At 67.3% G+C, this 21,341-nt stretch carries 16 protein-coding genes; 3 read left to right on the forward strand and 13 right to left on the reverse strand.

Annotated elements, in window-relative coordinates:
- Positions 1 to 257: 257 nt before the first annotated feature.
- From H9656_RS05860 to H9656_RS05875, 4 genes are all read right to left on the reverse strand, one after another.
- Complete coding sequence (locus H9656_RS05860; RefSeq protein ID WP_191743252.1) at positions 258 to 1,109, reverse strand: hypothetical protein; 852 nt, start codon at positions 1,107 to 1,109, stop codon at positions 258 to 260.
- On the reverse strand, positions 1,106 to 3,757 hold the full coding sequence (locus H9656_RS05865; RefSeq protein WP_191743253.1) for a hypothetical protein: 2,652 nt from the start codon (positions 3,755 to 3,757) through the stop codon (positions 1,106 to 1,108). The genes H9656_RS05860 and H9656_RS05865 overlap by 4 nt, the downstream gene beginning before the upstream one ends.
- Positions 3,758 to 4,229: 472 nt before the next feature.
- A complete protein-coding gene (locus tag H9656_RS05870; protein ID WP_191743254.1) occupies positions 4,230 to 4,721 on the reverse strand; it encodes a hypothetical protein in 492 nt (163 codons plus the stop codon).
- Between the two features lie 226 nt (positions 4,722 to 4,947).
- Positions 4,948 to 5,340 (reverse strand): hypothetical protein, encoded by a 393-nt coding sequence (locus H9656_RS05875; RefSeq protein ID WP_191743255.1) that lies wholly within the window; start codon positions 5,338 to 5,340, stop codon positions 4,948 to 4,950.
- A 424-nt stretch (positions 5,341 to 5,764) separates the two neighbouring features.
- Between H9656_RS05875 and H9656_RS05880 the strand changes: the two genes are divergently transcribed.
- Positions 5,765 to 6,979, forward strand: coding sequence for a CaiB/BaiF CoA transferase family protein (locus H9656_RS05880; RefSeq protein WP_191743256.1), 1,215 nt, complete (start codon positions 5,765 to 5,767; stop codon positions 6,977 to 6,979).
- A gap of 47 nt (positions 6,980 to 7,026) precedes the next feature.
- Here the strand turns inward: H9656_RS05880 and H9656_RS05885 are convergent, their stop codons facing one another.
- Genes H9656_RS05885 through cyoA form a run of 7 tightly spaced genes read right to left on the reverse strand, consistent with a single transcriptional unit; the run spans position 7,027 to position 14,008 of the window.
- On the reverse strand, positions 7,027 to 7,563 hold the full coding sequence (locus H9656_RS05885; protein ID WP_191743257.1) for a response regulator transcription factor: 537 nt from the start codon (positions 7,561 to 7,563) through the stop codon (positions 7,027 to 7,029).
- A 23-nt stretch (positions 7,564 to 7,586) separates the two neighbouring features.
- Positions 7,587 to 8,930, reverse strand: coding sequence for an ATP-binding protein (locus H9656_RS05890; protein WP_191743258.1), 1,344 nt, complete (start codon positions 8,928 to 8,930; stop codon positions 7,587 to 7,589).
- Positions 8,912 to 9,697 (reverse strand): SURF1 family protein, encoded by a 786-nt coding sequence (locus tag H9656_RS05895; RefSeq protein WP_191743259.1) that lies wholly within the window; start codon positions 9,695 to 9,697, stop codon positions 8,912 to 8,914. Before H9656_RS05895 ends, H9656_RS05890 begins: the two co-directional genes overlap by 19 nt.
- Positions 9,698 to 9,722: 25 nt before the next feature.
- A complete protein-coding gene (cyoD, locus tag H9656_RS05900) occupies positions 9,723 to 10,118 on the reverse strand; it encodes a cytochrome o ubiquinol oxidase subunit IV (protein WP_191743260.1) in 396 nt (131 codons plus the stop codon).
- Entirely contained in the window at positions 10,115 to 10,759 is a 645-nt protein-coding gene (cyoC, locus tag H9656_RS05905) for a cytochrome o ubiquinol oxidase subunit III (protein ID WP_191743261.1), read from the reverse strand. Before cyoC ends, cyoD begins: the two co-directional genes overlap by 4 nt.
- A gap of 4 nt (positions 10,760 to 10,763) precedes the next feature.
- A complete protein-coding gene (gene cyoB, locus H9656_RS05910) occupies positions 10,764 to 12,776 on the reverse strand; it encodes a cytochrome o ubiquinol oxidase subunit I (RefSeq protein WP_191743262.1) in 2,013 nt (670 codons plus the stop codon).
- A 14-nt stretch (positions 12,777 to 12,790) separates the two neighbouring features.
- A complete protein-coding gene (cyoA, locus tag H9656_RS05915; RefSeq protein ID WP_225212241.1) occupies positions 12,791 to 14,008 on the reverse strand; it encodes a ubiquinol oxidase subunit II in 1,218 nt (405 codons plus the stop codon).
- 178 nt (positions 14,009 to 14,186) lie between these two features.
- Here cyoA and H9656_RS05920 point away from each other — a divergent pair, with 178 nt between their 5' ends.
- Positions 14,187 to 15,530: an MFS transporter gene (locus H9656_RS05920; protein WP_191743263.1), complete on the forward strand. Its 1,344-nt coding sequence runs from the start codon at positions 14,187 to 14,189 to the stop codon at positions 15,528 to 15,530.
- A gap of 118 nt (positions 15,531 to 15,648) precedes the next feature.
- On the opposite strand, the gene H9656_RS05925 is transcribed toward H9656_RS05920, so the two are convergent.
- Complete coding sequence (locus H9656_RS05925; protein WP_191743264.1) at positions 15,649 to 17,826, reverse strand: malate synthase G; 2,178 nt, start codon at positions 17,824 to 17,826, stop codon at positions 15,649 to 15,651.
- A gap of 102 nt (positions 17,827 to 17,928) precedes the next feature.
- On the opposite strand from H9656_RS05925, the gene H9656_RS05930 reads away from it, so the two are divergent.
- The gene (locus H9656_RS05930) at positions 17,929 to 18,819 is read left to right on the forward strand and encodes a LysR family transcriptional regulator (RefSeq protein WP_191743265.1); all 891 of its coding nucleotides are present in this window, start codon (positions 17,929 to 17,931) and stop codon (positions 18,817 to 18,819) included.
- Here H9656_RS05930 and H9656_RS05935 read toward each other — a convergent pair whose 3' ends face one another.
- Positions 18,820 to 21,285 (reverse strand): S9 family peptidase, encoded by a 2,466-nt coding sequence (locus tag H9656_RS05935; protein ID WP_191743266.1) that lies wholly within the window; start codon positions 21,283 to 21,285, stop codon positions 18,820 to 18,822.
- Positions 21,286 to 21,341 lie beyond the last annotated feature (56 nt).

The following is a 21,341-nucleotide window of genomic DNA, read 5'->3' on the forward strand; positions in this document are numbered from 1 at the left end:
AGCGAGCCTACCTGTCGCCCGAGCACATCGGCAAGTTGTCGTTGGAATTCGTGATCCAGCAGCACGACGTTCAACGCTCGCGTCGTGACCATCGCGCGTCAAAGTGGCGATGAGCGCCGGGAATCGGGGCGAGAACGAGTGACAAAAAACGACCAAACGTCCCGTATCTCTTTCACGGAAACGGATTCTGTCTCCCTGGAAAGATGCAGGGGGGGGGTATGGGTTTGGTCGTTTTTTGTCCCTCGTTTTGGAGGGGTTCAGGGGGTTCGACCTCGGGACAGCGCCACGGCATCGCCGCTAACTGCCTGGGCGAACGCGCGCCAACAGGCCGCTGACAAGGCGTCACCCGCCCAGGGCGTCCCCAGGCGGCGCCCTTCCTCCAGTTCCGCCCAGGTGAGCGCGAGGGCGTCGGCTTCACAGATGCGCGCCAGCCGTGCGCGCCACCACTCACTCAGGCGCATCCCCTTGGCGGTGGTTAGCACCAGGGCGTCGGACCTCGCGAGGTCCGCAGCCAAGAGCGCGCCCACGTCGCCCTCCATCAGCTTCTCAATGTCCAGGCCCGCAGCAGCGCGCGCCCGCCTGACCCCAGCGGCGATGCGCGCCCGCATGGCGTTGTCGGTGCCCAGGTCATAGGTGCCGTGTTCCAGCCTGACCGCCATGGCGATACGCCAGCCCGGCAGAACAGCATCACGCCACGTCAGGTCCGGAGCCAGCCACCATCCGCATCCGATCGGCAAGTATCGACCGCGCCGCAAAGCCCTCGCCAAGGCCTTTCGATCAGCTTCACCGTTCAGACCCAAGGCGTCCCTCAGTTCATGAACAGACGCCATTCCGGCGTTGTCGTTCATGAACAGCGCGACGCCTTCAGCCATGCCGCATCCACGTCCGAGCCGCCCCGCCTCCTCCAGTCCGCACCCCGCGACGAAAACACCTCGGTCGGCGGACGCCAGCACACCAGAAGACCGCAGCGTCTTCAACGCCCGCCCCAGGCGTGGCGAGTCCTCGCCAAGCCGCGCGGCGATGTCGCGGCGCCGGAAGCCGTGGGGGTCGTCGTTCAGCAACCCTCGCGCCTTTTCGACCACCGCGATCTTGAACGCGCAGGGGCTCATCCATCCCCCCGCTTGGGCGGCGCGATCAAAAGCCAACCGTCACCGGCGCGAACGGCCATGCGCGGGGACTCCTGAACGGTGAAGGTGCGCCCCTCCAGCCGATCCAGCAGGCGGCCGAACGCGCGCCGTTGATCGCCCTCGCGCCACCCCTTCAACGCCCCCAACTCCAGCAGCTTGACGTGATCGAACAGCGCGCTCTCCGTTACGGGCACATTCGGCCACTTCGCCGCCCAGGCGGAAACCACTTCCACCACTTCAGCGGCGTCACGGCTGACCTTCGCGTCGCGCGGATTTGCCAGGAATCCGGACACGCCAGCAGCCTTCAGAACACCGCCCACGGCGCGCGACCAGCCTTCAAACGAGGGAAGGAAATCATTGCTCAGCGGCCGCTCTTGCACGACCCAAAAGCGAATGAGCGTCAGCAAGGCCGCGATCAGTTCGCCGCGATTGCTCAGAACCCAATCTTTGAAGGTGATTTCCCGCCCATCGGCATCTTGCCGCTTGCGAAACACTCGATCCTTAGGGTTCTCCGTCAGGGTGTTGAGGTTGATGCGCGCGACCCGCCGGATCAGGTCTTCATGCAGGAAGACGTTGTTGCCCGTATAGACCCACATGAGGGTGTTAGGGGCCTCAATCGTCTTGTTCTGACCCAGCGCCCGCCCGCCAATCTTGCCCGCCGTTAGGGCCATGATGAGCGCCGGAGAGGTAAGTTCTTCAGCGTTGTCCAAAAGGAAGTGCGAGTCCCCGGCGCGCACCTTGGTCACGACGATCTTCCCCAACTCTTCCTCGGTGGTGTAGGCGGTCGGCGTGGCCTCTTCGCCATCCAGCAGCAACGCGGAAAGCTTTGCCAGTTCGGTGCCGCCCGTGCCCGGCTTCGGCTTGTCGATTCCGAACATCGGCACAAGGCCGCTGAACAGGTCGCGCATGTAAGGCGTCAACAGCATCGCTAGCGCATTGGCGCGGGACGCCCCACCGTCCGGCCGCCCGTCCGAATTGGTCTTATCGTAGAAGGGGAAATCCACCAGCAAGTCGCCGGTCAGCCGCCCAAGCGCGGCGCCCACGTCTTCTCGGGTCGGATTGTCGGGGATGGGCGGAACCTCCAGGCCGCCCAGGTCCACGAATACGTCGCCGTGCCAGCCGTCGCGGTCCAAAAGAGAGCCGTCCGCCGCCATCGTGGGCGCGCGCCGGACCTCCGGTGTCTTAGGAAGGTCGCCCCCCTCCAGGCCATGGAACACCAAATCGCACAGATGACGGTCGGGGGCCTGACGCGGCCCCCGCGCGCCGGTGTCGTTGACGCGGGCGAACGAACACCGCTTCGCCAGCGCCGACTTGAATTCGGGCGCGGACAGGGGGACGAACTCAGCCCGGCCAGTCTCGTGCTCCAGATGCATCAACTCGCCCTGGTGAAGCGTATAGGTGGGATCAGACTTGTTCGCAGTCCTCGTCACCGCCAGCAGAAACGTCCGCGCCTCGACCTGATCGGGGCCGTCGCCCTGATAGATCAGGACGGCGTGTCCGTCATCGCCCATGACCGCTCCGGACGTCACCGGCTCCGGCAGCATGATATGCGCCGCGATCTCGCCCTTGAGCGTGGAAATCTTGATCTTCGTGCGATCCTTGAGGGCGGACAGCGCCACTTCCTGATCCCCCACAGGCAGCAGGGCGATCCGCTTCACCACGACGCCGCGCCCCTTGGAGTCCGCCTTATCCAGCGCGTCGATTTGGGCAATCACTTCGGTCAGGTCGGGCGGCGTCGCCGCAACCGGCGGGGGCTCCGCAACCCCCAGGTCATGCCAGTCCACGGGCGAGCCGTCCAACTCCATGACCACCGGCTCCGCGCCGGGGCGGCGGCCGGGCATGGCGACCATGGCGGCGGGGTCGCGCGCCGCCTTAGTCAGGGCGATGCGGCCGCTGACGCTGTATTCCACCATCGTCAGCACCTCGCCCCACAGCTTCCAGCCCGCCGCCTGGGTGGACGCGGCGTCGATAGGCTTGAAGGCTGGGCCCAAGGGCACCGCGACCAGGTACGACGGGAGTGGACCGTGGTGGATAACCACCGCCGCACCGTCCGCCGTCTGGACGTTCTCAGCGGCGATCTCCACCGACTCGGAGACGTCGAACCAGCCGCGCACTTCGCCCAGGTAATAGGCGAGGCTGGCCTTGTTGATCTCGGCGCCGCCGTGCTGGGCGCGGCCATGCCGCACCAACCACTTCACCACGGCATCGCGGTTCAACGTCGTTTCCGTGCGGCCATTCGCCCAGGTCGAAACGATAGCGCCGGACCAGCCCCGCTCATCCAGGCGGTCGCAAACGTCGTGCAGACCGACGCCCTCGACCTCGATCAGAGCGACATTGATTTCGCTTACGGCGCTCTTGCGCGGTTCCCCGCCTACCAGTCCCGCCGTCACCACCGCCCCGCCGGGCGGCGTCATGGATTCCGTCATGGCGGCGCTCGCCAGGAAGGCGATGAAGCCCGGCCAGTTGGACGCTTGCGCGGTCCAGCGCGCGGCCTTTGCGGTCGGGTCACTGGACGTATGGAAGTTGATTTGAACGTCGTCGCTATTGAGCGTGCGCGATTCCTTGCTCCCCGCCGCCGGGGTGCTACAATTCTTAGGCATTGGAAGTCCTTGGCCCGTCGCCGTTCTCACCGGTGGCGGGTCTCTTGTTTAGTTGCAACGGATTGAACGCGCGGGACCGACACGCGCGGGCTGGATCGCTAAGACTAGGGCTAAGACTAACGCGCGCCTCGCCGCCGATGATGGCGGCGCGGATCAGGCGCGACTTAACTAGTTTGGGGCGCTCTGCATCAAAGGGCGGGGCCTAGGGCGAGCGAGGACACCCACCTTTTCTCACGCGTTGAGGCGGCGGGGAAGAATTTTCGACGCGCCGCCGCCAAGATTCCCCTGGGGATTGATCTCGGCAGCCGCCCCCGCGTCAGGGTGCGATCTGGGACGGGTCGGCGGGTTCGCCGTCAAATTCCGGCGTCAGGAGCGTCGGCGGCGCCCGGTGCGGCACCGGAACCGTAAACGGCCGGGGCGCCGGGATGGTCAAGCCGGCGCCAGGAAAGCGACGGCTCGGGAACCGGCGGACCGGCGCGGGGCGGACGAGGCGCTCGCACATCTAGGCCGCCTCCTCCAGGGCGGCGTCGCCGTCCAGCGACACCACCGCCGCCGCGATCATCTGCGAAAGCGCGGTGGTCAGTGCCTCACCGGCGTCACTGGCGCCCAGCAGGATCGTGACCGGCCGCGAAGCCACCGCCGTCGGAGGATTCAATCGCAAGGTCTTCAGGCCGCGCGCGGGCCAGCCCAGGCCAATCGTGATCGGCGCCAAACAGCCCTGCCGCGCCACCACCAGGGCGGACGGACGCAGCGTATCCAAGTCGGCGTCGTCGTCGGCCGGATAGTCCAGCCAAACATCAACGGCGCGCCCATTCATCCGGAGCGCATCGACAAAATGACGTTCGATCAACAGGCGAAGGCGGCCCTCAAAGGAGCGCGGAGCCGGGGCGTTCTGAGAGCCCTGCAAACCGCCGTAGCCGTAGCTGAAGCGGTGGTGCAAGCTGACTACCGCATCCTCAAGATAGGCCGCCAGCTTCTCGACTTCGGCGCTCACGACATGGACTCCGACACCGCCTGCCTAGCCGCCTCGCGCCGCGCCTCTTCCCAGCGCTGGCCGATCCAAAAATCCACGGCGTCGCGGGACCACCGAAGGCTACGGAACCCCAGCCTCAGAATCGGCTTGGGCGAGCCCTCCAGGCGGCTAAAGGCCGCCGGGGTGAGTCCAAGCGGACGGAGGCGAGCCGCCAGTTCGCGGCTACTCAGCAGGGAGATGGGCTCGCTCACTTCGCACCCCCCTTCCGAAATTGGCTAACCCAGGCACCGGTCACCCCTTGGGCGTTGGCGGCCTCCAGGCGGGCGCCGGGGTTCATGGCCTTCAGCTTGGCCCGCGACGCGGCGGCGGCTTCAGCCTGGGCGGGGGCTCCCGCCGTGTTGAACAGGTGGGGAGCCTGGACCCGCAAGGCGTCCAGTAGGGTGTTAAGGTCGGACCCCGAAGCCCAGCGAAGCGCGCCAATATTGGCGCCGCTTTCGATGATCTCCGGTGCATCGTCGGCATCGGCGATGATCCGACGCGTGATGTCGCCGACTTGACTGTCGGACGCAGCCGGACAGGCGCGGGCCACGGCCGCGCCCACGGCTGCGCGCAGCACGGCGGCCTGGGTGGTGATGGTCATTGTAATGAGTGGACTCAAGGGCGTCGCCGCCCCTGGGGCGAAACCTAGATGATTGTTAACCGGGGGCGAAGGCTCGAAGAATCGAGGGGGCGCCGCCGCCCCCGGCCGTGTCGGTGAGGCCCCCTCATCGACTTTCGAACCCTACCCGATATTAACCATTTTGTCAAGGATTTTGGCTTTTTCCCTCTTGACGATTCTGCGTTATTGTGAACATGGACGAATTTGGGAAGGCAGAACCATATCCAAAAGTTATCCAAATTTTGGCGGCGAAATTCAGCGTAACTTATTGAATTTTCAATACTTACTCTGCTCGCAGTTCATCCCTGTGATCACCCACCATCGTCTCTCTCTTCCTGCATCGCAGAAGACCCCCGCCCTGGCGGCAGGCCATCCGACTGCGGTTGGTTTCTGCTAGAAGGCGCGTATGTCCGACGCCGCCGCGATTCCCGCCTCCGCCCTTTCGCCCTCCGGCCCCCTGACGGGCGTGCGGGTTCTGGACCTGTCGCGGGTGCTGGCGGGGCCGTGGGCGACGCAGACGCTGGCGGACCTGGGCGCCGAGGTCATCAAGATCGAGCGGCCCGGCGTCGGCGACGACACCCGTCATTGGGGCCCGCCCTTCACCACCACGGCCGACGGCGCGCCCGGCGACGCCGCCTATTTCCTGTGCGCCAACCGCGGCAAGAAGTCGGTCGAGCTGGATATCGCCAGCCCGGAAGGCGCCGAGGCCGTGCGCCGTCTGGCCGCGACCTGCGACGTGGTGGTCGAGAACTTCAAGACCGGCGGACTGAAGAAGTACGGCCTGGATTACGCCGCGCTGGCGGCGGTGAATCCGAAGCTGGTCTATTGCTCCATCACCGGCTTCGGGCAGGACGGACCGGACGCGCACCGCGCGGGCTACGACTACATGATCCAGGCCATGGGCGGGCTGATGTCGATCACCGGCCAGCCTGACGGCGCGCCGGGCGCAGAGCCGATGAAGGTCGGGGTGGCGGTCGTCGACCTGTTCACCGGACTTTACGCCTCCAACGCCATACTGGCGGCCCTGTGGCACGCGCGGGCGACCGGCGAGGGCCAGCACGTCGACATCGCCCTGTTCGACGTTCAGGCCGCCATGCTGGCCAATCAGGCCACCAACTACTACGTGTCCGGCAAGGCGCCGACGCGGATGGGCAACGCCCATCCCAACCTGGCCCCCTATCAGCCGTTCGGCTGTTCCGACGGCATGGTGATCATCGCCGTGGGCAACGACGGCCAGTTCCGCGCCCTGTGCGGCGCCCTGGGGCTGGAGGCCGAGGATCGCTTCGCCACAAACGCCCTGCGGGTCGCTGAGCGCGAGGCGCTGGGTTCGCTGATCGCGGCGAAGACGGCGGGTTTCACCATGCAGGGGCTGATGCAGGCGCTGGAGGCGGCGGGCGTGCCCTGCGGTCCCGTCAACACCATCGATCAGGTGTTCGCCGAGCCTCAGGCGATCCATCGCGGCCTGACGGTTGAGCAGACCCGGCCCGATCTGGCTGGTCCGGTCCGCACCGTGGCCTCCCCCATCCGCCTGTCGAAGACGCCGGTGCGATACGATGCGCCCCCGCCGAAACTGGGCCAGGACACGGAAGCGGTGCTCGGCGATTTGGCGCCGAAGGACTGAGCCTGCTCTCCCGCACGGACCCGCGAAAGCGCGGGTGAGCGGTTTAGCTAGCTGACCTGACGCTTCTCCAGCTTCCGCGCGAGGGTGCGGCGGTGCATCCCGAGACGTCGCGCGGCCTCGGAGATATTGAAGTCCGTCTCGGCCAGCACCTCGTGGATGCGCTCCCACTCCAGCGTCTTGATCGAGGTCGGGCGGGCGGTCAGGGGGGCGTCGGGGTCGCCCGCCTCGCGACCGAAGGCGGCCTCGATGTCGTCCGTGCCGGCAGGCTTGGCCAGATAGTGACGGGCGCCCAGCTTGATGGCCTCGACCGCCGTGGCGATGCTGGCGAAGCCAGTCAGGACCACGATCACCAGATCAGGGTCGAAGGCGTGCAAGGTCTGAACGCAGGTCAGGCCCGACGCCGCCCCCAGCTTCAGGTCGACCACGGCGTAGTCGGGATGGTGCGTCTTCAGCAGCTCGACCATCTGATCGTGGCTGTGCGCGGCGAGCACCTGATAGCCGCGTCGCTCGAACGAGCGCCGCAGGGTGCGGGAAAAGGACTCGTCGTCCTCTACGATCAGAAGCTGGCGGGGTTCGTCCGTCATTTCATGCCCTCTTTCCAGACTGCTTATCTCGGCGCCAGGGCGTCTATGGGCAAGGTCAGCCGCACCACAGCCCCGCCGCCCGCCGCGCCCGGTCGGTTGGCGGCGATGACCGTGCCGCCCAGCTTGCGAACCACATTGACCAGCAGGAACAGACCCAGCCCCGCCCCTGCCCGCGCCTTGGTCGATTGATAGGGCTGGCCCAGCTTTTCCAGAATGCCGGGCGCGAAACCGGGACCGTCGTCCTCGAAGGCGATGAACAGGCCGCCCGCGTCGGCGACGGCCCGGACCTCAAGATTTCGCGCGCCCGCCTCCTGCGCATTGTCCAGCAGGGCGCTGAACACCTGTTTCAAGGCCGGGTCGGCGATGATGGACGGATCGCGCGGCGTCGGGCCGCTGAGGGCGACCTGCATGGCTTCTGCGGGCCGGTTGGCCGACCAGTCATCAATGATCTCGCTCAGGAAGGCGCCGAGGGCGGTGACGGTCGGCGCCTCGCCGCGCGCCTCGCCCGCCGACATCAGGATGTTGGTGACGATGGATTTGCAGCGGTCGACCTCGGCCTGCATCTGGTCGATGTCGTGGCGCAGGTCCTCGTCGCCGGTCAGGGCGGGCATGCGCCGCCAGTCGCTGAGAATGACCGACAGGGAGGCCAGCGGCGTGCCCAGTTCGTGCGCCGCGCCGGAGGCCAGCAGCCCCATGCGCACGATGTGGTCCTGCTCCGCCGCCTGCTGGCGCGCCTCGGCCAGATAGGCGTCGCGAGCGCGCACGTTCTGGCTGATGCGGGTGACGAAGGCGACCAGCAGCACGGCGATCAGGATGAAGTTGATCAAGGCGCCCTGCTGGAGCAGCCCCAGCCGCGCATCGGCGCCTGCCGGCAGGTTCAGCGGCTGACGCCACACGGCCAGAAAGGCCAGGCAGGCGCCCGTCGCCAGCACGAAGCCCCAGGCGTAGACCGGACGCAGCAGCACTGCCGCCAGCACCACCTGCATCAGGTAAAGCGCCGCGAAGGGATTGGTCGCCCCGCCGCTGAAGTAGAGCAGCCAGCTGAGCGCCGCCACATCGACGCACAGGGCCAGCAGGATCTCGGGGTCGGTGACGATCTTGCGCCGCAGGGTGACCGGCGCACTGACCAGATTCATCACCGCCAGAGCCGTCGGCGCAAGCAGCAGCGGCCCCAGAGGGACGCTGATTTTCAGGCCCCAGTGGACGATGACGATGGTCGCCACCTGACCGATCACCGCCAACCACCGCAGCTGGATCAGCAGCAGCATGTTGCGCCGCCCGGCCGCGCCCGGCGACACCGGCGTCTCGGCGTTGGCGTCCATGCCCAAAATGGTTCGGAAGAAGCGGTTCAAAGCCTCGGCTTGCATCCACGCCCCCCAGCCCGGCGTCGGCGCTCATCGCGCAGCCACAGGACGGCGCCGGCCGCCGACATGAAGGCCAGGCCGAACCAGGTCAGGGCGTAGACCAGATGGCTGTTGGCGAACCGCACCACCGTCAGCCCGCCGCGCGGCCAGCCGCCGGGACTGGGCGTAGCGTCCGCGTCGATGAAATAGGGCGCGACGGCCCCTTCCAGCCCTTTGGCCTTGGCGATCGCCGCCACGTCGCGCGAGAACCAGCGGTCGTTTGTCGGATCATTGTCGCGCAGGAAGCCGCCCTTGGGCTCGCTGATCCGCAGCAGGCCGGTGACTGAGACGGGACCTTCGACCCGTCCTTCGAGGCGGGTCTCGGGAGCCGCGCGCTCTGGTGGGACAAAGCCCCGGTTGATCAGGACGGTGAAGCCGCGCGCATCCTCCAGCGGCGTGACGACCCAGAAGCCTGGCCCCAGGTCCGTCACCGCCTTCACCCTGACCTCGCGGTCCTGCAGGAAGCGGCCGCTGGCGGTGACGCGACGGTACTGGTCCGCCTGGCGCGTCACGGCGGCGAAGCTGGCCGGCCCGGGCGCGGGAACGGGGGCGGCGTGGATGCGGCTATCGACCTGATGGATAAGCTCCTGCTTCCAGGCCAGGCGCTGAACCTGCCAGACGCCGAGGGCGCAAAAGCCCGCGATCAGCACGGCGAAGGCCGCCAGCCCCGCGGCCGTGCGGCGGCGCGACGCCGGACGCGCGGCTGGATCAGGGGCCGACGATGACGTCAAGCGGCGTCTCCGCGTGCGAGAGGGCTCAGCCCATCCCCTGCATGTTGTGGGTGGGCATCATGTTGGTGTTCAGGTGATACATGACCCAGACCGAACCGGCGACGGCGATGACCACGATCACCAGGGTGAAGATCAGCGCCAGCATGTTCCACCCGCCCTCGGACCTGTGGTTCATGTGCAGAAAGAAGATCATGTGGACCACGATCTGCACCACGGCGAAACCAGTGATGATCAACCCTGTCAGCTGAGGCGCCAGCACCCCGGCCATGACCAGCCAGAAGGGAATAGCCGTCAGTACGACCGACAGGGCGAAGCCGATCAGATAGCTCCTGTAGGTGCCGTGATCATGCCCATCGGCATGATCATCGCCGTGGTGATCGTCGTGGGTCACGGCGTGCTCGTTGTGGGCTTCAGCGCTCATCGCAGCATCCCGAACAGATAGACGAAGGTGAAGACGCCGATCCAGATGACGTCCAGGAAGTGCCAGAACAGGCTGAGGCACATGAGGCGGCGCCGGTTGGCCGGGATCAGGCCCTTTTGTGCCACCTGCACCATCAGGGTGACCAGCCAGATGCAGCCGAAGGTGACGTGCAGACCGTGGGTGCCCACCAGGATATAGAAGGCCGACAGGAAGCCGCTGCGCTGGGGCGTGGCGCCCAGGTGGATCATGTGGGCGAACTCATAGAGCTCGATCCCCAGGAAGCACAGGCCGAACAAGCCGGTGATCGCCAACCAGGCCTGCGTCTGCGCGACCCTGTTGCGGTACATCGCCAGCATGGCGAAGCCGTAGGTGATCGACGAAAACAGCAGCATCGACGTGTTCACCGCCACCAGGGGTAGGTCGAACAGGTCCTTGGGCGACGGGCCGGCCGCATAGTTGCCGCCCAGCACGGCGTAGACGGCGAACAGGATCGCAAAGATGAGGCAGTCGCTCATCAGATACATCCAGAAGCCCAGCATGGTGCTGTGGCCTTCCGGGTGATGCGGCTCCTCGGCCGGGTGGAAGATCGGCCGCCCGGTCTCGTCGACGTACTCGGGGTTGAGGGTTGGCGCGTGGCTCATCGGATCACCCCTGCGTCGCTGCGGCGGCCGCCAGGGCCTGGGTGCGCGCGTCCTCGGTCGCCTGAACCGTCTCGGCCGGGATGTAGTAGTCGCGCTTGTAATTGAAGGTGTGGAAGATGGCGTAGCCGATCAGGGCCGCGAAGCCCGCCGCCGCCAGCCACCACATGTACCAGATCAGGGCGAAGCCGACGATCAACGACAGGACCGACAGAATGAAGCCGGCGCCGGTATTGGCGGGCATGTGGATCGCCTTGAAGCCCCCGACCGGCCGCTCATAGCCGCGCGCCTTCATGTCCCACCAGGCGTCGCCGTCGTGGATGATGGGCGTCTTGGCGAAGTTGTAATCCGCCGGCGGAGACGATGTGGCCCACTCCAGCGTGCGGCCATGCCAGGGATCGCCCGTCTCATCGCGCAGCTTGTCGCGATGGATGATGCTGACGGCGAACTGGATGAGCATGGCTAGGATGCCTACGGCGATGATCGCCACGCCGACGCCCGCAATGACGAACCAGATCTGATAGGCCGGGTCGTCGAAGACCCGCATCCGCCGCGTCACGCCCATGAAGCCCAGGACGTACAGCGGCATGAAGGCCATCCAGAAGCCGACCACCCAGCACCAGAAGCTGACCAGGCCCCACTTCTTCTCCAGCCGGAAGCCGAAGGCCTTGGGCCACCAGTAGTTGATGGCGGCGAACAGGCCGAACAGCACCCCGCCGATGATGACGTTGTGGAAGTGGGCGATCAGGAACAGGGAGTTGTGCAGCACGAAGTCCGCCGGCGGCACCGCCAGCATGACGCCGGTCATCCCGCCGATCACGAAGGTCAGCATGAAGGCGACCGTCCACATCATCGGCAGTTCGAAGCGGATGCGGCCGCGGTACATGGTGAAGAGCCAGTTGAACAGCTTGGCCCCTGTCGGGATCGAGATGATCATCGTCGTGATCCCGAAGAAGGAGTTCACCGACGCGCCCGAGCCCATGGTGAAGAAGTGGTGCAGCCACACCAGGTAGGACAGGATGGTGATGACCACCGTCGCATAGACCATCGAGGTGTAGCCGAAGAGCTTCTTGCCCGAGAAGGTCGAGGTGACTTCGGAAAACACGCCGAACAGCGGCAGGATCAGGATGTAGACCTCGGGGTGGCCCCAGATCCAGATCAGGTTCACGTACATCATCGGGTTGCCGCCGAAGTCGTTCGTGAAGAAGTTGGTGCCGATGTAGCGGTCGGCCGACAGCAGGACCAGGGTCGCCGTCAGGATCGGGAAGGACGCCACGATCAGGACGTTGGCGCACAGGGAGGTCCAGGTGAAGACCGGCATCTTCATCAGGCCCATGCCCGGCGCGCGCATCTTCACGATGGTGGCGATCAGGTTGATGCCGGATAGGGTCGTCCCTACCCCCGCGATCTGCAGCGCCCAGATGTAATAATCGACCCCGACGCCGGGGCTGTAGCCGATGCCCGACAGCGGCGGATAGGCCAGCCAGCCGGTGCGCGCGAACTCGCCGATGAAGAGGGAGGCCATGACCAGCACGGCCCCCATCGTCGTCATCCAGAAGCTGAAGTTGTTCAGGAAGGGGAAGGAGACGTCGCGCGCCCCGATCTGCAACGGCACCAGATAGTTCATCAGGCCGGTGATCATGGGCATGGCCACGAAGAAGATCATGATCACGCCGTGGGCGGTGAAGATCTGATCATAGTGGTGGGCGTTGAGGTAGCCCTCGGACCCGCCGAAGGCCATCGCCTGCTGCAGGCGCATCATGACCGCATCGGCGAAGCCCCGCAGGAACATGACCAGCCCCAGGATCATGTACATGATCCCGATCTTCTTGTGGTCCACGGTCGTGAACCACTCCTTCCAGAGATAGCCCCACAGCTTGTAGCGGGTGATCAGGCCCAGCATCCCCACCCCGCCGATGACGACGACGGCGAAGGTGGCGACCAGAATGGGCTCGTGGAACGGAAGCGATTCCCAGTTCAACCGGCCCAGAAGCGGCGATGTGGAATGTTCGACAGTCATGATCGTTCAGACGCTCAGGATTGCGACGCCGCGGGCGCGGAGAAGAGGGAGGCGAAACGCTCGCCCGGTTGGGACTGGCCGGGGCGCTCCAGCCCCTGCCCCATGACGCGGTTCAGCGGCGTGTCGCGGGCGATGTCATCGCCGAAGGCCTGGCGGCGACGGGCGGCCTCGACGGCGGCGGCCTCGGCCTCCAGCGGGGTGCAGATGGTCAGCACATAGGACTCGCCGGCGCCGAAGACGGCGTCGCCGCGACGGGCGTATTTGTCATAGACCAGCGGCAGGGTGTTCTTGACGGCCGTCAGACCCAGACCGCCCTTGCGGTCGATATCCATCATCTCGCCCATGCACATCTTGCCCGGCTCGACGCACATATTGACGACGGCGTCGAACAGACGGTCGTCGACCGAGGCGTAGTGGATGACCGGGACTTTCTCGCTGGGCTTCTCCAGCTCCAGATAGGTCTCGCGGTCCAGACCCTGACCGGCGGCGCGAACGCCCGCGACCCACTGAGCAAAGCCCGCTTCATCCAGACCGTGGAAGGCGAAACGCATGTTGGAGAAACCGTCGCCCGAATAGTTGGCCGAAAAGCCGACGTACTCGCCCGGGCGGTTGATCACGGCGTGCAGCTTCGTCTCCATGCCCGGCATGGCGTAGATCTGACCGGCCAGCGCCGGGATATAGAAGGAGTTCATCACCCCGGTGGAGGTGATGTGGAAACGGATCGGCCGGTCGACCGGCGCGGCCAGCTCGTTCACAGTGGCGATGCCGTATTCGGGGTAGATGAACAGCCACTTCCAGTCCATCGCCACCACCTCGACCTGCAGCGGACGATGTTCCTCAGCCACGGCCTGCCCCTTGGCGATGCGGTCCAGCGGGCGGTAGGGGTCGAGCAGGTGCGTCCCGGCCCAGGTGATGGCGCCCAGGCAGATGATGATCAGCAGCGGCGCCGCCCAGATCACCAGCTCCAGATGGGTCGAGTGGTCCCAGTCCGGCTCGTAGCGGGCTTCCTTGTTCGATTCCCGATACTTCCAGGCGAAGAAGACGGTCAGAAACATCACCGGGATGATGATGATCAGCATCAGCACCACGGACATGACCAGCAGGTCGCGCTGCTGTGCGGCGATGTCGCCAGCGGGCGCCAGCACCACGGCTTCGCAGCCGGGCAGCAGGGCGAGAAGAGGCAACAGCAACAGGGGGCGCAGTCGGCGCACGGCGGCTCCAGTCGAGGTCATGGGCACGTTTCCAGGCGGGGGCGCGGTCATCGTGCAGGCCCCGTAAACCCGTGACCGGACCGACGACATTGGACAATCTGCCCTATCCCGCGCTCCGACCATCGGGAGCAAAGGGGCGTCTGCAACATTCTATTGTCGCGGGCGCGCGTGCGCCCCGGTTCCCGGAGCCTCATCGGTCATGAACGCAGCCAGCGGCGCGCCTTCTTCAGAGCCCCTTGAACGGGACGCCAGCCGGATCAACGCGCGAGACGGCAAAATCGACGCGGGCGAAATCGCTATCGGCGTCATCATCGGCCGGACGTCGGAGTTTTTCGACTTCTTCGTCTACGCCATCGCCTCGGTCGTGGTGTTTCCGCAGCTGGTGTTTCCTTATGCAGGGCCGCTGGGCGGGACGCTGCTGTCCTTCGCCGTCTTCGCCGTGGCCTTCATCGCCCGGCCGTTCGGCACGGCCCTGTTCATCGCCATCGACCGGCGCTTCGGGCGCGGCACAAAGCTGACCATCGCCCTGTTCCTGCTGGGCTTGTCCACCGTCTGCCTGGGCTTCCTGCCTAGCCATGCGCAGGTCGGTCACTGGGCGGCCGCCATGCTGATCGCTCTGCGGATCGGCCAAGGGGTAGCCCTGGGCGGCGCCTGGGACGGCATGGCCTCCCTGCTGTCGGTCAGCGCGCCTGAGAAGCGCCGCGGCTGGTACGCCATGGTGCCGCAATTGGGCGCGCCGATCGGCCTGATCGTGGCCAGCGCCCTGTTCGCCTATTTCCTGAGCAAGCTGTCGGCCGCCGATTTCATGGACTGGGGCTGGCGCTATCCGTTCTTCGTCGCCTTCGCCATCAACGTGGTGGCCCTGTTCGCGCGCCTGCGCATCGTGGTCACCCCGACCTTCCAGGCCGCCTTCGAGACTCTGGAGCTGCACCCTGCGCCCGTCGGCAAGGCGGTGCGCGAAGAAGGCGGCAGCATCGTCATCGGCGCCTTCGCGCCCCTGGCCAGCTTCGCCATGTTCCACATGGTGACGGTGTTCCCGCTGTCGTGGGTTTTCCTTTACACCGACGAGGCGCCCAGCCGCTTCCTGATCATCGAACTGATCGGCGCCGTCTTCGGCCTGTTCGCCATTCTGGCCTCGGGTTGGCTGGCCGACCGCTACGGCCGCCGCGCCCTGCTGGCGGTCACGGCGGCGGGCATCGCGGCCTTCTCGGGCTTCGCGCCCCAGCTTCTGGACGGCGGCCCTACGGGCGAACTGACCTATATGATCCTGGGCTTCATCCTGTTGGGCCTGTCGTTCGGCCAGGCCTCGGGCGCCGTGGCCTCCAGCTTCAGCCTGGCCAACCGTTACACCGCCTCGGCCCTGACCTCGGACCTGGCGTGGCTGTTCGGTGCAGGCTTCGCTCCTCTGGCGGCCCTGGCGCTGTCGGGCAAGTTCGGCCTGGTGGCGGGCGGCGCCTATCTGCTGTCGGGCGCAATCTGCACCCTGCTGGCCCTGTGGCTGAACCGCGAACTGGCCAAGGGCCGCGCGGGCGCCAAGGCGTAAGATCTTTCTCCCCCGCCTGGAAAAAAAGGGGCGCGGCCAGCCGGTCGCGCCCCTTCTTCTGTTTGCGCTATCGCTCGGCGCGCGGCGCTTCGCTGCTTAAGCGCGGTGGCGTGTGTGGTCAGCCCCGCGCCTTGGCCTTGCGGCGCCAGTGAGTCAGCAGGTGTTCGGTGTAGCCGTTGGGCTGTTCCCTGCCCTTGAACACCAGATCGCAGGCCGCCTGCCACGCCGGACCGTCATATCCCGGCGCCAACGGGCGATAGGCCGGATCACCCGCGTTCTGGCGATCCACCACCACGGCCATGCGCTTCAGCGCCTCCATGACCGCGTCCTCGGTCCTGACGCCATGGCGCAGCCAGTTGGCCAGGTGCTGGCTGGAGATGCGCAGCGTCGCCCGATCCTCCATCAGGCCCACGTCGTGGATGTCCGGCACCTTGGAGCAGCCGACGCCCTGATCCACCCAGCGCACGACGTAGCCGAGGATGCCCTGGGCGTTGTTGTCCAGCTCCTGCCGGATTTCATCCGCGCCCGGCGTTCCGGTCGCGAACGGCGGCGTCAGCAGGGGCGTCAGGCCGGTCGGTGCGCGCGTCGCGATCTCGGCCTGACGCGCCCAGACGTCGACCTCGTGATAGTGCAACGCGTGCAGGGTCGCCGCCGTCGGCGAGGGAACCCAGGCCGTCGAGGCGCCCGCGCGCGGATGGCCCGCCTTGGCCGCCAGCATGTCGCCCATGCGGTCCGGCGCGGCCCACATCCCCTTGCCGATCTGCGCCCGCCCCGACAGGCCCGCCTTCAGGCCGATGTCGACGTTGCGGTCCTCATAGGCCTTGATCCAGCCGGTCTCGCGCACCGCCTCCTTGCGAACGACAGGGCCGCCTTCCATCACCGTGTGGATCTCGTCGCCGGTGCGATCCAGGAAGCCGGTGTTGATGAAGACCACCCTGCTCTTCGCCGCCGCGATGCAGTTCATCAGGTTGACGCTGGTGCGGCGTTCCTCGTCCATGATGCCCATCTTCAGCGTCAGGGCAGGCAGACCCAGCATGGTCTCGACCGCGCCGAACAGCTCGTCGCTGAACGCCACTTCGTCCGAGCCGTGCATCTTGGGCCGCACCACATAGACCGAGCCGGCCGGGCTGTTGCGCGCCTCAATCGGGCGGCGCAGGTCGTGCAGGCCGATCAGGCCGGTCATGGCGATGTCCAGCAGATGCTCGGGCGTCTCACGCCCATGGGCGTCCAGCACGGCGTCGGTCGTCAGGTGCAGGCCGACGTTGCGCACCAGCATCAGGCTGCGCCCCTTCAGGGCCAGCGTCGATCCATCCGGCGCCGTATAGAGGCGGTCCGGGGTCAGGCGCCGCTCGACCGTGCGGCCGTCTTTCTCGAAATCCGCCTGAAGATCGCCGCGCATCAGGCCCAGCCAGTTGGCGTAGACCAGCCGCTTGTCCGCCGCGTCGACGGCGGCGACGCTGTCTTCGGCGTCGGCGATGGCCGACAGAGCCGCCTCGACCACGACATCGGCGACGCCCGCCGGGTCGTCCCGGCCGATGGGGTGCGCGCGGTCGATGACGATCTCCAGATGCAGGCCGTTGTGACGCAGCAGGACGCCGGACGGCGCCGCCGCCTGTCCCGCATGACCGGCGAAAACGGCCGGATCGGCCAGCCCCGTCTCGCGCCCCCCGGACAGGACAACGACCAACCGCCCGCCGTCGATGCGATAGCCGACCGCCTCGGCATGGCCGCCTTCCGCCAACGGCGCCGCCTGATCCAAGAGCGCGCGAGCGCGGGCGATCACGCGAGCGCCGCGCTCGACATCATAGCCACCCGCCTTCGGCGCCTCGCCCAGGGCGTCGGTGCCGTAAAGCGCGTCATACAGGCTGCCCCAACGCGCATTGGCCGCGTTCAGCAGATAGCGGGCGTTGGTCAGGGGCACGACCAGTTGCGGCCCGGCCATGCTGGCGATCTCAGGGTCGACCTCAGCGGTCTCGGCCCGCACGCCGTCGCGCTCGGGCTCGATGTAGCCGATCTCGCGCAGATAGGCCTGATAGGCCGCCTGATCCGGCCGGCCCGGATAGGCGCGGTGCCAGTCGTCCAGCTTGCGCTGCAGTTCGTCGCGATGCTCCAGCAGGTCGCGGTTGCGGCGGCCGAAACGGGCCAGCAGCCCCTCGACCCCAGCCCAGAAGGCGTCGGCGCTTACGCCGGACCCCGGCGCCGCCTGCTCACGCACGAAGGCGTCCAGCTCGACGGCGACCTTCAGGCTGCCGTGGCGGACATAGGCGTCGGCGGGGGTGGTGGGGGCGTCGAACATGGCGGTCTCCTTCAGGCTGAAGACTACGCCTGAATGGCCGCCGCTATCCACGGCGCAGAATGCGGCCTATCTTTGCGGAATCCACAATGGTGAGAACCCGTCATGCTGGCAGAGTATGAAATCTTCGTCCGCGCTCTGGAGGAAGGCAGCCTGTCCGCCGCCGCGCGTCGGCTGGACCTGTCGCCCGCCGTGGCCTCGCGCAGGCTGGCGCGGCTGGAGGACCGGCTGGGGGTGCGGCTGATCGAGCGGACGTCGCGCCGTCTGGCCCCAACCGAGGCCGGGCGGCTGGTCTATGATCGGGCGGCGCAGCTTCTGGAAGGGGTCGAGGACCTTGAGGCCGTGGTGTCGCGCCGCACGACCCAGGCGCGCGGCCTGCTGCGCGTATCGGCGCCGACCTCGTTCGGGCGGCGGCGGCTGGCGCCGCTGCTGGCCCCGTTTCTGGAGGCGCAGCCGCGCCTGACACTGGAGCTGAACCTGACCGACGCCTTCGTGGACCTGATGGCCGAGGACGTGGACGTGGCGGTGCGGATCGGCGGCTATGAAGCGGAAAACCCGCTGATGCACCGACTGGCGCCGAACCGGCGGGTGCTGTGCGCCTCGCCCGCCTATCTGGCCGAGCACGGCGCGCCGGACAGTCTGGACGACCTGCGCCGCCACGCCCAGCTGGCGGCCGAGAACCAGTCGACCTGGCGGCTGGAGGGTCCCGAAGGTCCTGTCGTCTTCCGCGCCCGCAGCCGGGTGCGGACCAACTCAAGCGAAGTGGCCCGCGAGTTGGCTCTGGCGGGCCTCGGCGTCGCCCTGCGTTCGACCTGGGATGTCGGGGACGAACTGCGCGACGGGCGGCTGAAGGTAGTGCTGCCTCAATATGCCGGCTCGTCCGACGTGGCGATCTTCGCCCTGACGGCAGGGCGGGCGCGGGCCGAAACCCGCGTCCGCGCCTTCATCGACTTCCTGACCGGCCTCTATGGAGAGACGCCGGAGTGGGATCGCTGATCACTCCTGTCCGGTCGTCGCCGCCGGCTTCATCCAGCGATCCAGCCAGGCGCCCATTTCATACAGGGTGTGGCCGACGGACTCCCGCGCGCGATAGCCGTGCGCCTCCAACGGCAAGACGACATAGCGCGCCGTGGCGCCGTTGCCCTTCAGCGCCGCATAGAAGCGCTCGGTCTGCACCGGGAAGGTGCCCGAGTTATCGTCCTCTTCGCCGTGGATCAGCAGGATCGGCTCGTTGACCTTATTGGCGTAGGTGAAGGGCGACATGGCGTTGTAGGTGTCGGTCGCCTCCCAATAGGACCGCTGCTCGGCCTGGAAGCCGAACGGCGTCAGGGTGCGGTTATAGGCGCCCGAACGGGCGATGCCGGTCTTGAACAGGTCGGTGTGGGCCAGCAGGTTCGCGGTCATGAAGGCGCCGTAGGAGTGGCCGCCGACGGCGATGCGCTCCCGGTCGGCCACGCCCAGGGCCACCACGGCGTCGACCGCCGCCTTGGCGCTGGCCGACAGCTGCTCGATGTAGGTGTCGTTCGGCTCGGCCCCGTCGCGGCCGATGATCGGCATCGTCGGGTTGTCCAGGATGGCGTAGCCCTGCGTCAGCAGGAACAGGTGGCTGGAGCCGCCCGGCCGCACGAAGCGGTTGTCGGTGTCGACGACCTGACCGGCGACGGCGGCGTCGGTGAACTCGGCCGGATAGGCCCACATCAGCAGCGGCAGCGGGCCGTCGCGGCCCTTATCGTAGCCGGCGGGCAGATACAGCGTCCCCGACAGCTCGACCCCGTCGTCGCGGGTGTAGGTGATCAGCTCGCGGCTGACACCGGCCAGTTGCGGCGCCGGATCCGGGAAGGCGGTCAGGGCCGTCACGCCACCGTCCAGATCACGCACGCGCAGGTTGGCCGGGTCGGTGCGGCTTTCGCGATAGGTGACCAGCTTGCGGCCGTTCTCGTCCAGCACGCCGACCACGGTCTCGTACTCGCCCTGGGCCGAGCGCCACAGACGTTCGCTCTGGCCGGTCTTCAGGTCCATCAGGTCGAGGAAGGGATACTGGCCCTCGCGCGTCGCGCCGTTGCCCTCGACGAAGACCTTGGAGCCGTCGGCGTTGAAGCGCATGACCGAGCGGCCGCGCGCGTTCGGCTCGGTCATCACCGAGCCCGGATCGTTGTAGCGGTCCTGATAGTTGCGATCGACCAGGACGCGGCCCTGCCCCGGATTGGACGGGTCGACCAGGGTGCGGGTCTCGTGGCGGGTGTTGAACCAGCGGCTGTCCACGATGGCGACGTCGTCGCGGCCCCAGGTGGTCCCGGCGTACCGCTCCTTCAGGTCGAGCAGGACCTGCGGGCGGTCGTTGAACGGCGCGCGCAGCATGAAGACGCGGTCGCGCACCTCGGCGGCGTTGCGCGGATCGCCGCCGTCCTGAGCCTCGGCCCAGACCAGGGTGGCGTCGGCGTCGGCGCGCCACTGGACCGACCGCGGCCCCGGCGCCACGGCGTCGAACGGCGTCGGCACATTGTCCCGCAGCGGCAGATCAGCGACGCGGTGAACTTCGCGCCCGTTCAGATCCGTGACGACCACGTCCGTCGGGAACAGCCGCGCCGGAACCACATAGCTGTAGGGCTTCTTCACCCGCGTCTGCAGGAGGTAACGGCCGTCCGGCGAGGTCGACAGGCCCAGAATGACGCCCGGCTGTCCCACGGTGCGGGCGCGGCCGTTCAGCGTCACCACCGTCGGCTGGCTGGTGAAGTAGTGGTTGAACAGCGCCTCGTCGCCCGCATTGGACAGCAGGTCCTGATAGGTCCGAACGGGCGCGGCCTGTCCGCCTGTCTCGGTGATGATCGGCCCCTCGGGCGGATGATCCACGTTCGGGGCCACGCCGCGCCCGGTCGGAACGGCCAGAACCAGCAGGCCTGAGGAGTCCGGCAGCCAGGAGAATCCCGAACCGGAGGCGGCGTTGACCATCGGCCCGTTCAGCTTGCGCGCCTTGGCCTGGGCGACATCGGCGACCCACAGCTCCAGTCCGTTGGGGACGTTGACCAGGAAGGCGACCGTCTTGCCGTCCGGCGCCCAAGCGGCGTTCGTCAGGCGCGCATTGGCGGGCAGGCCCGACACGGACCGCGCGGCGCCGCCGCCGATCGACTGGAAGCTGAGCCCCGTCAGCCAGGAGACGCGGCTGTTGGCCGGGCCGTTATTGCGCGGGTTGATGCGATATCCCGCCAGCCGCAGCATCGGCTCGGACAGCTCCGCGATGCTGGGCAGGTTGGAGCGGTCGGTCAGCAGCAGGGTCTTGCGATCGGGGCTGACGCTGACGCCCGGGTTCGGCTTGGCGTCCAGAATCTGGGCGATCGGCGCGGGCGGTTGCTGATAGGTCGGCGCCGCATCCTGGGCCATCGCCACGACGGGCAGCATCAGAGCCGGCACGGCCGCTGCCAGAACCAGGGCGGGCAAGGCCACCCCCAGCAGTCGATTGCGCATAAAGTTTCCCCACTGAGTCAGTCTTGTGTGGCCGTAGGTGTGTCGCCCCAAGGTCG

Origin of the sequence: Brevundimonas guildfordensis, assembly GCF_014836405.1 — a bacterium.
Lineage (GTDB): Bacteria > Pseudomonadota > Alphaproteobacteria > Caulobacterales > Caulobacteraceae > Brevundimonas > Brevundimonas guildfordensis.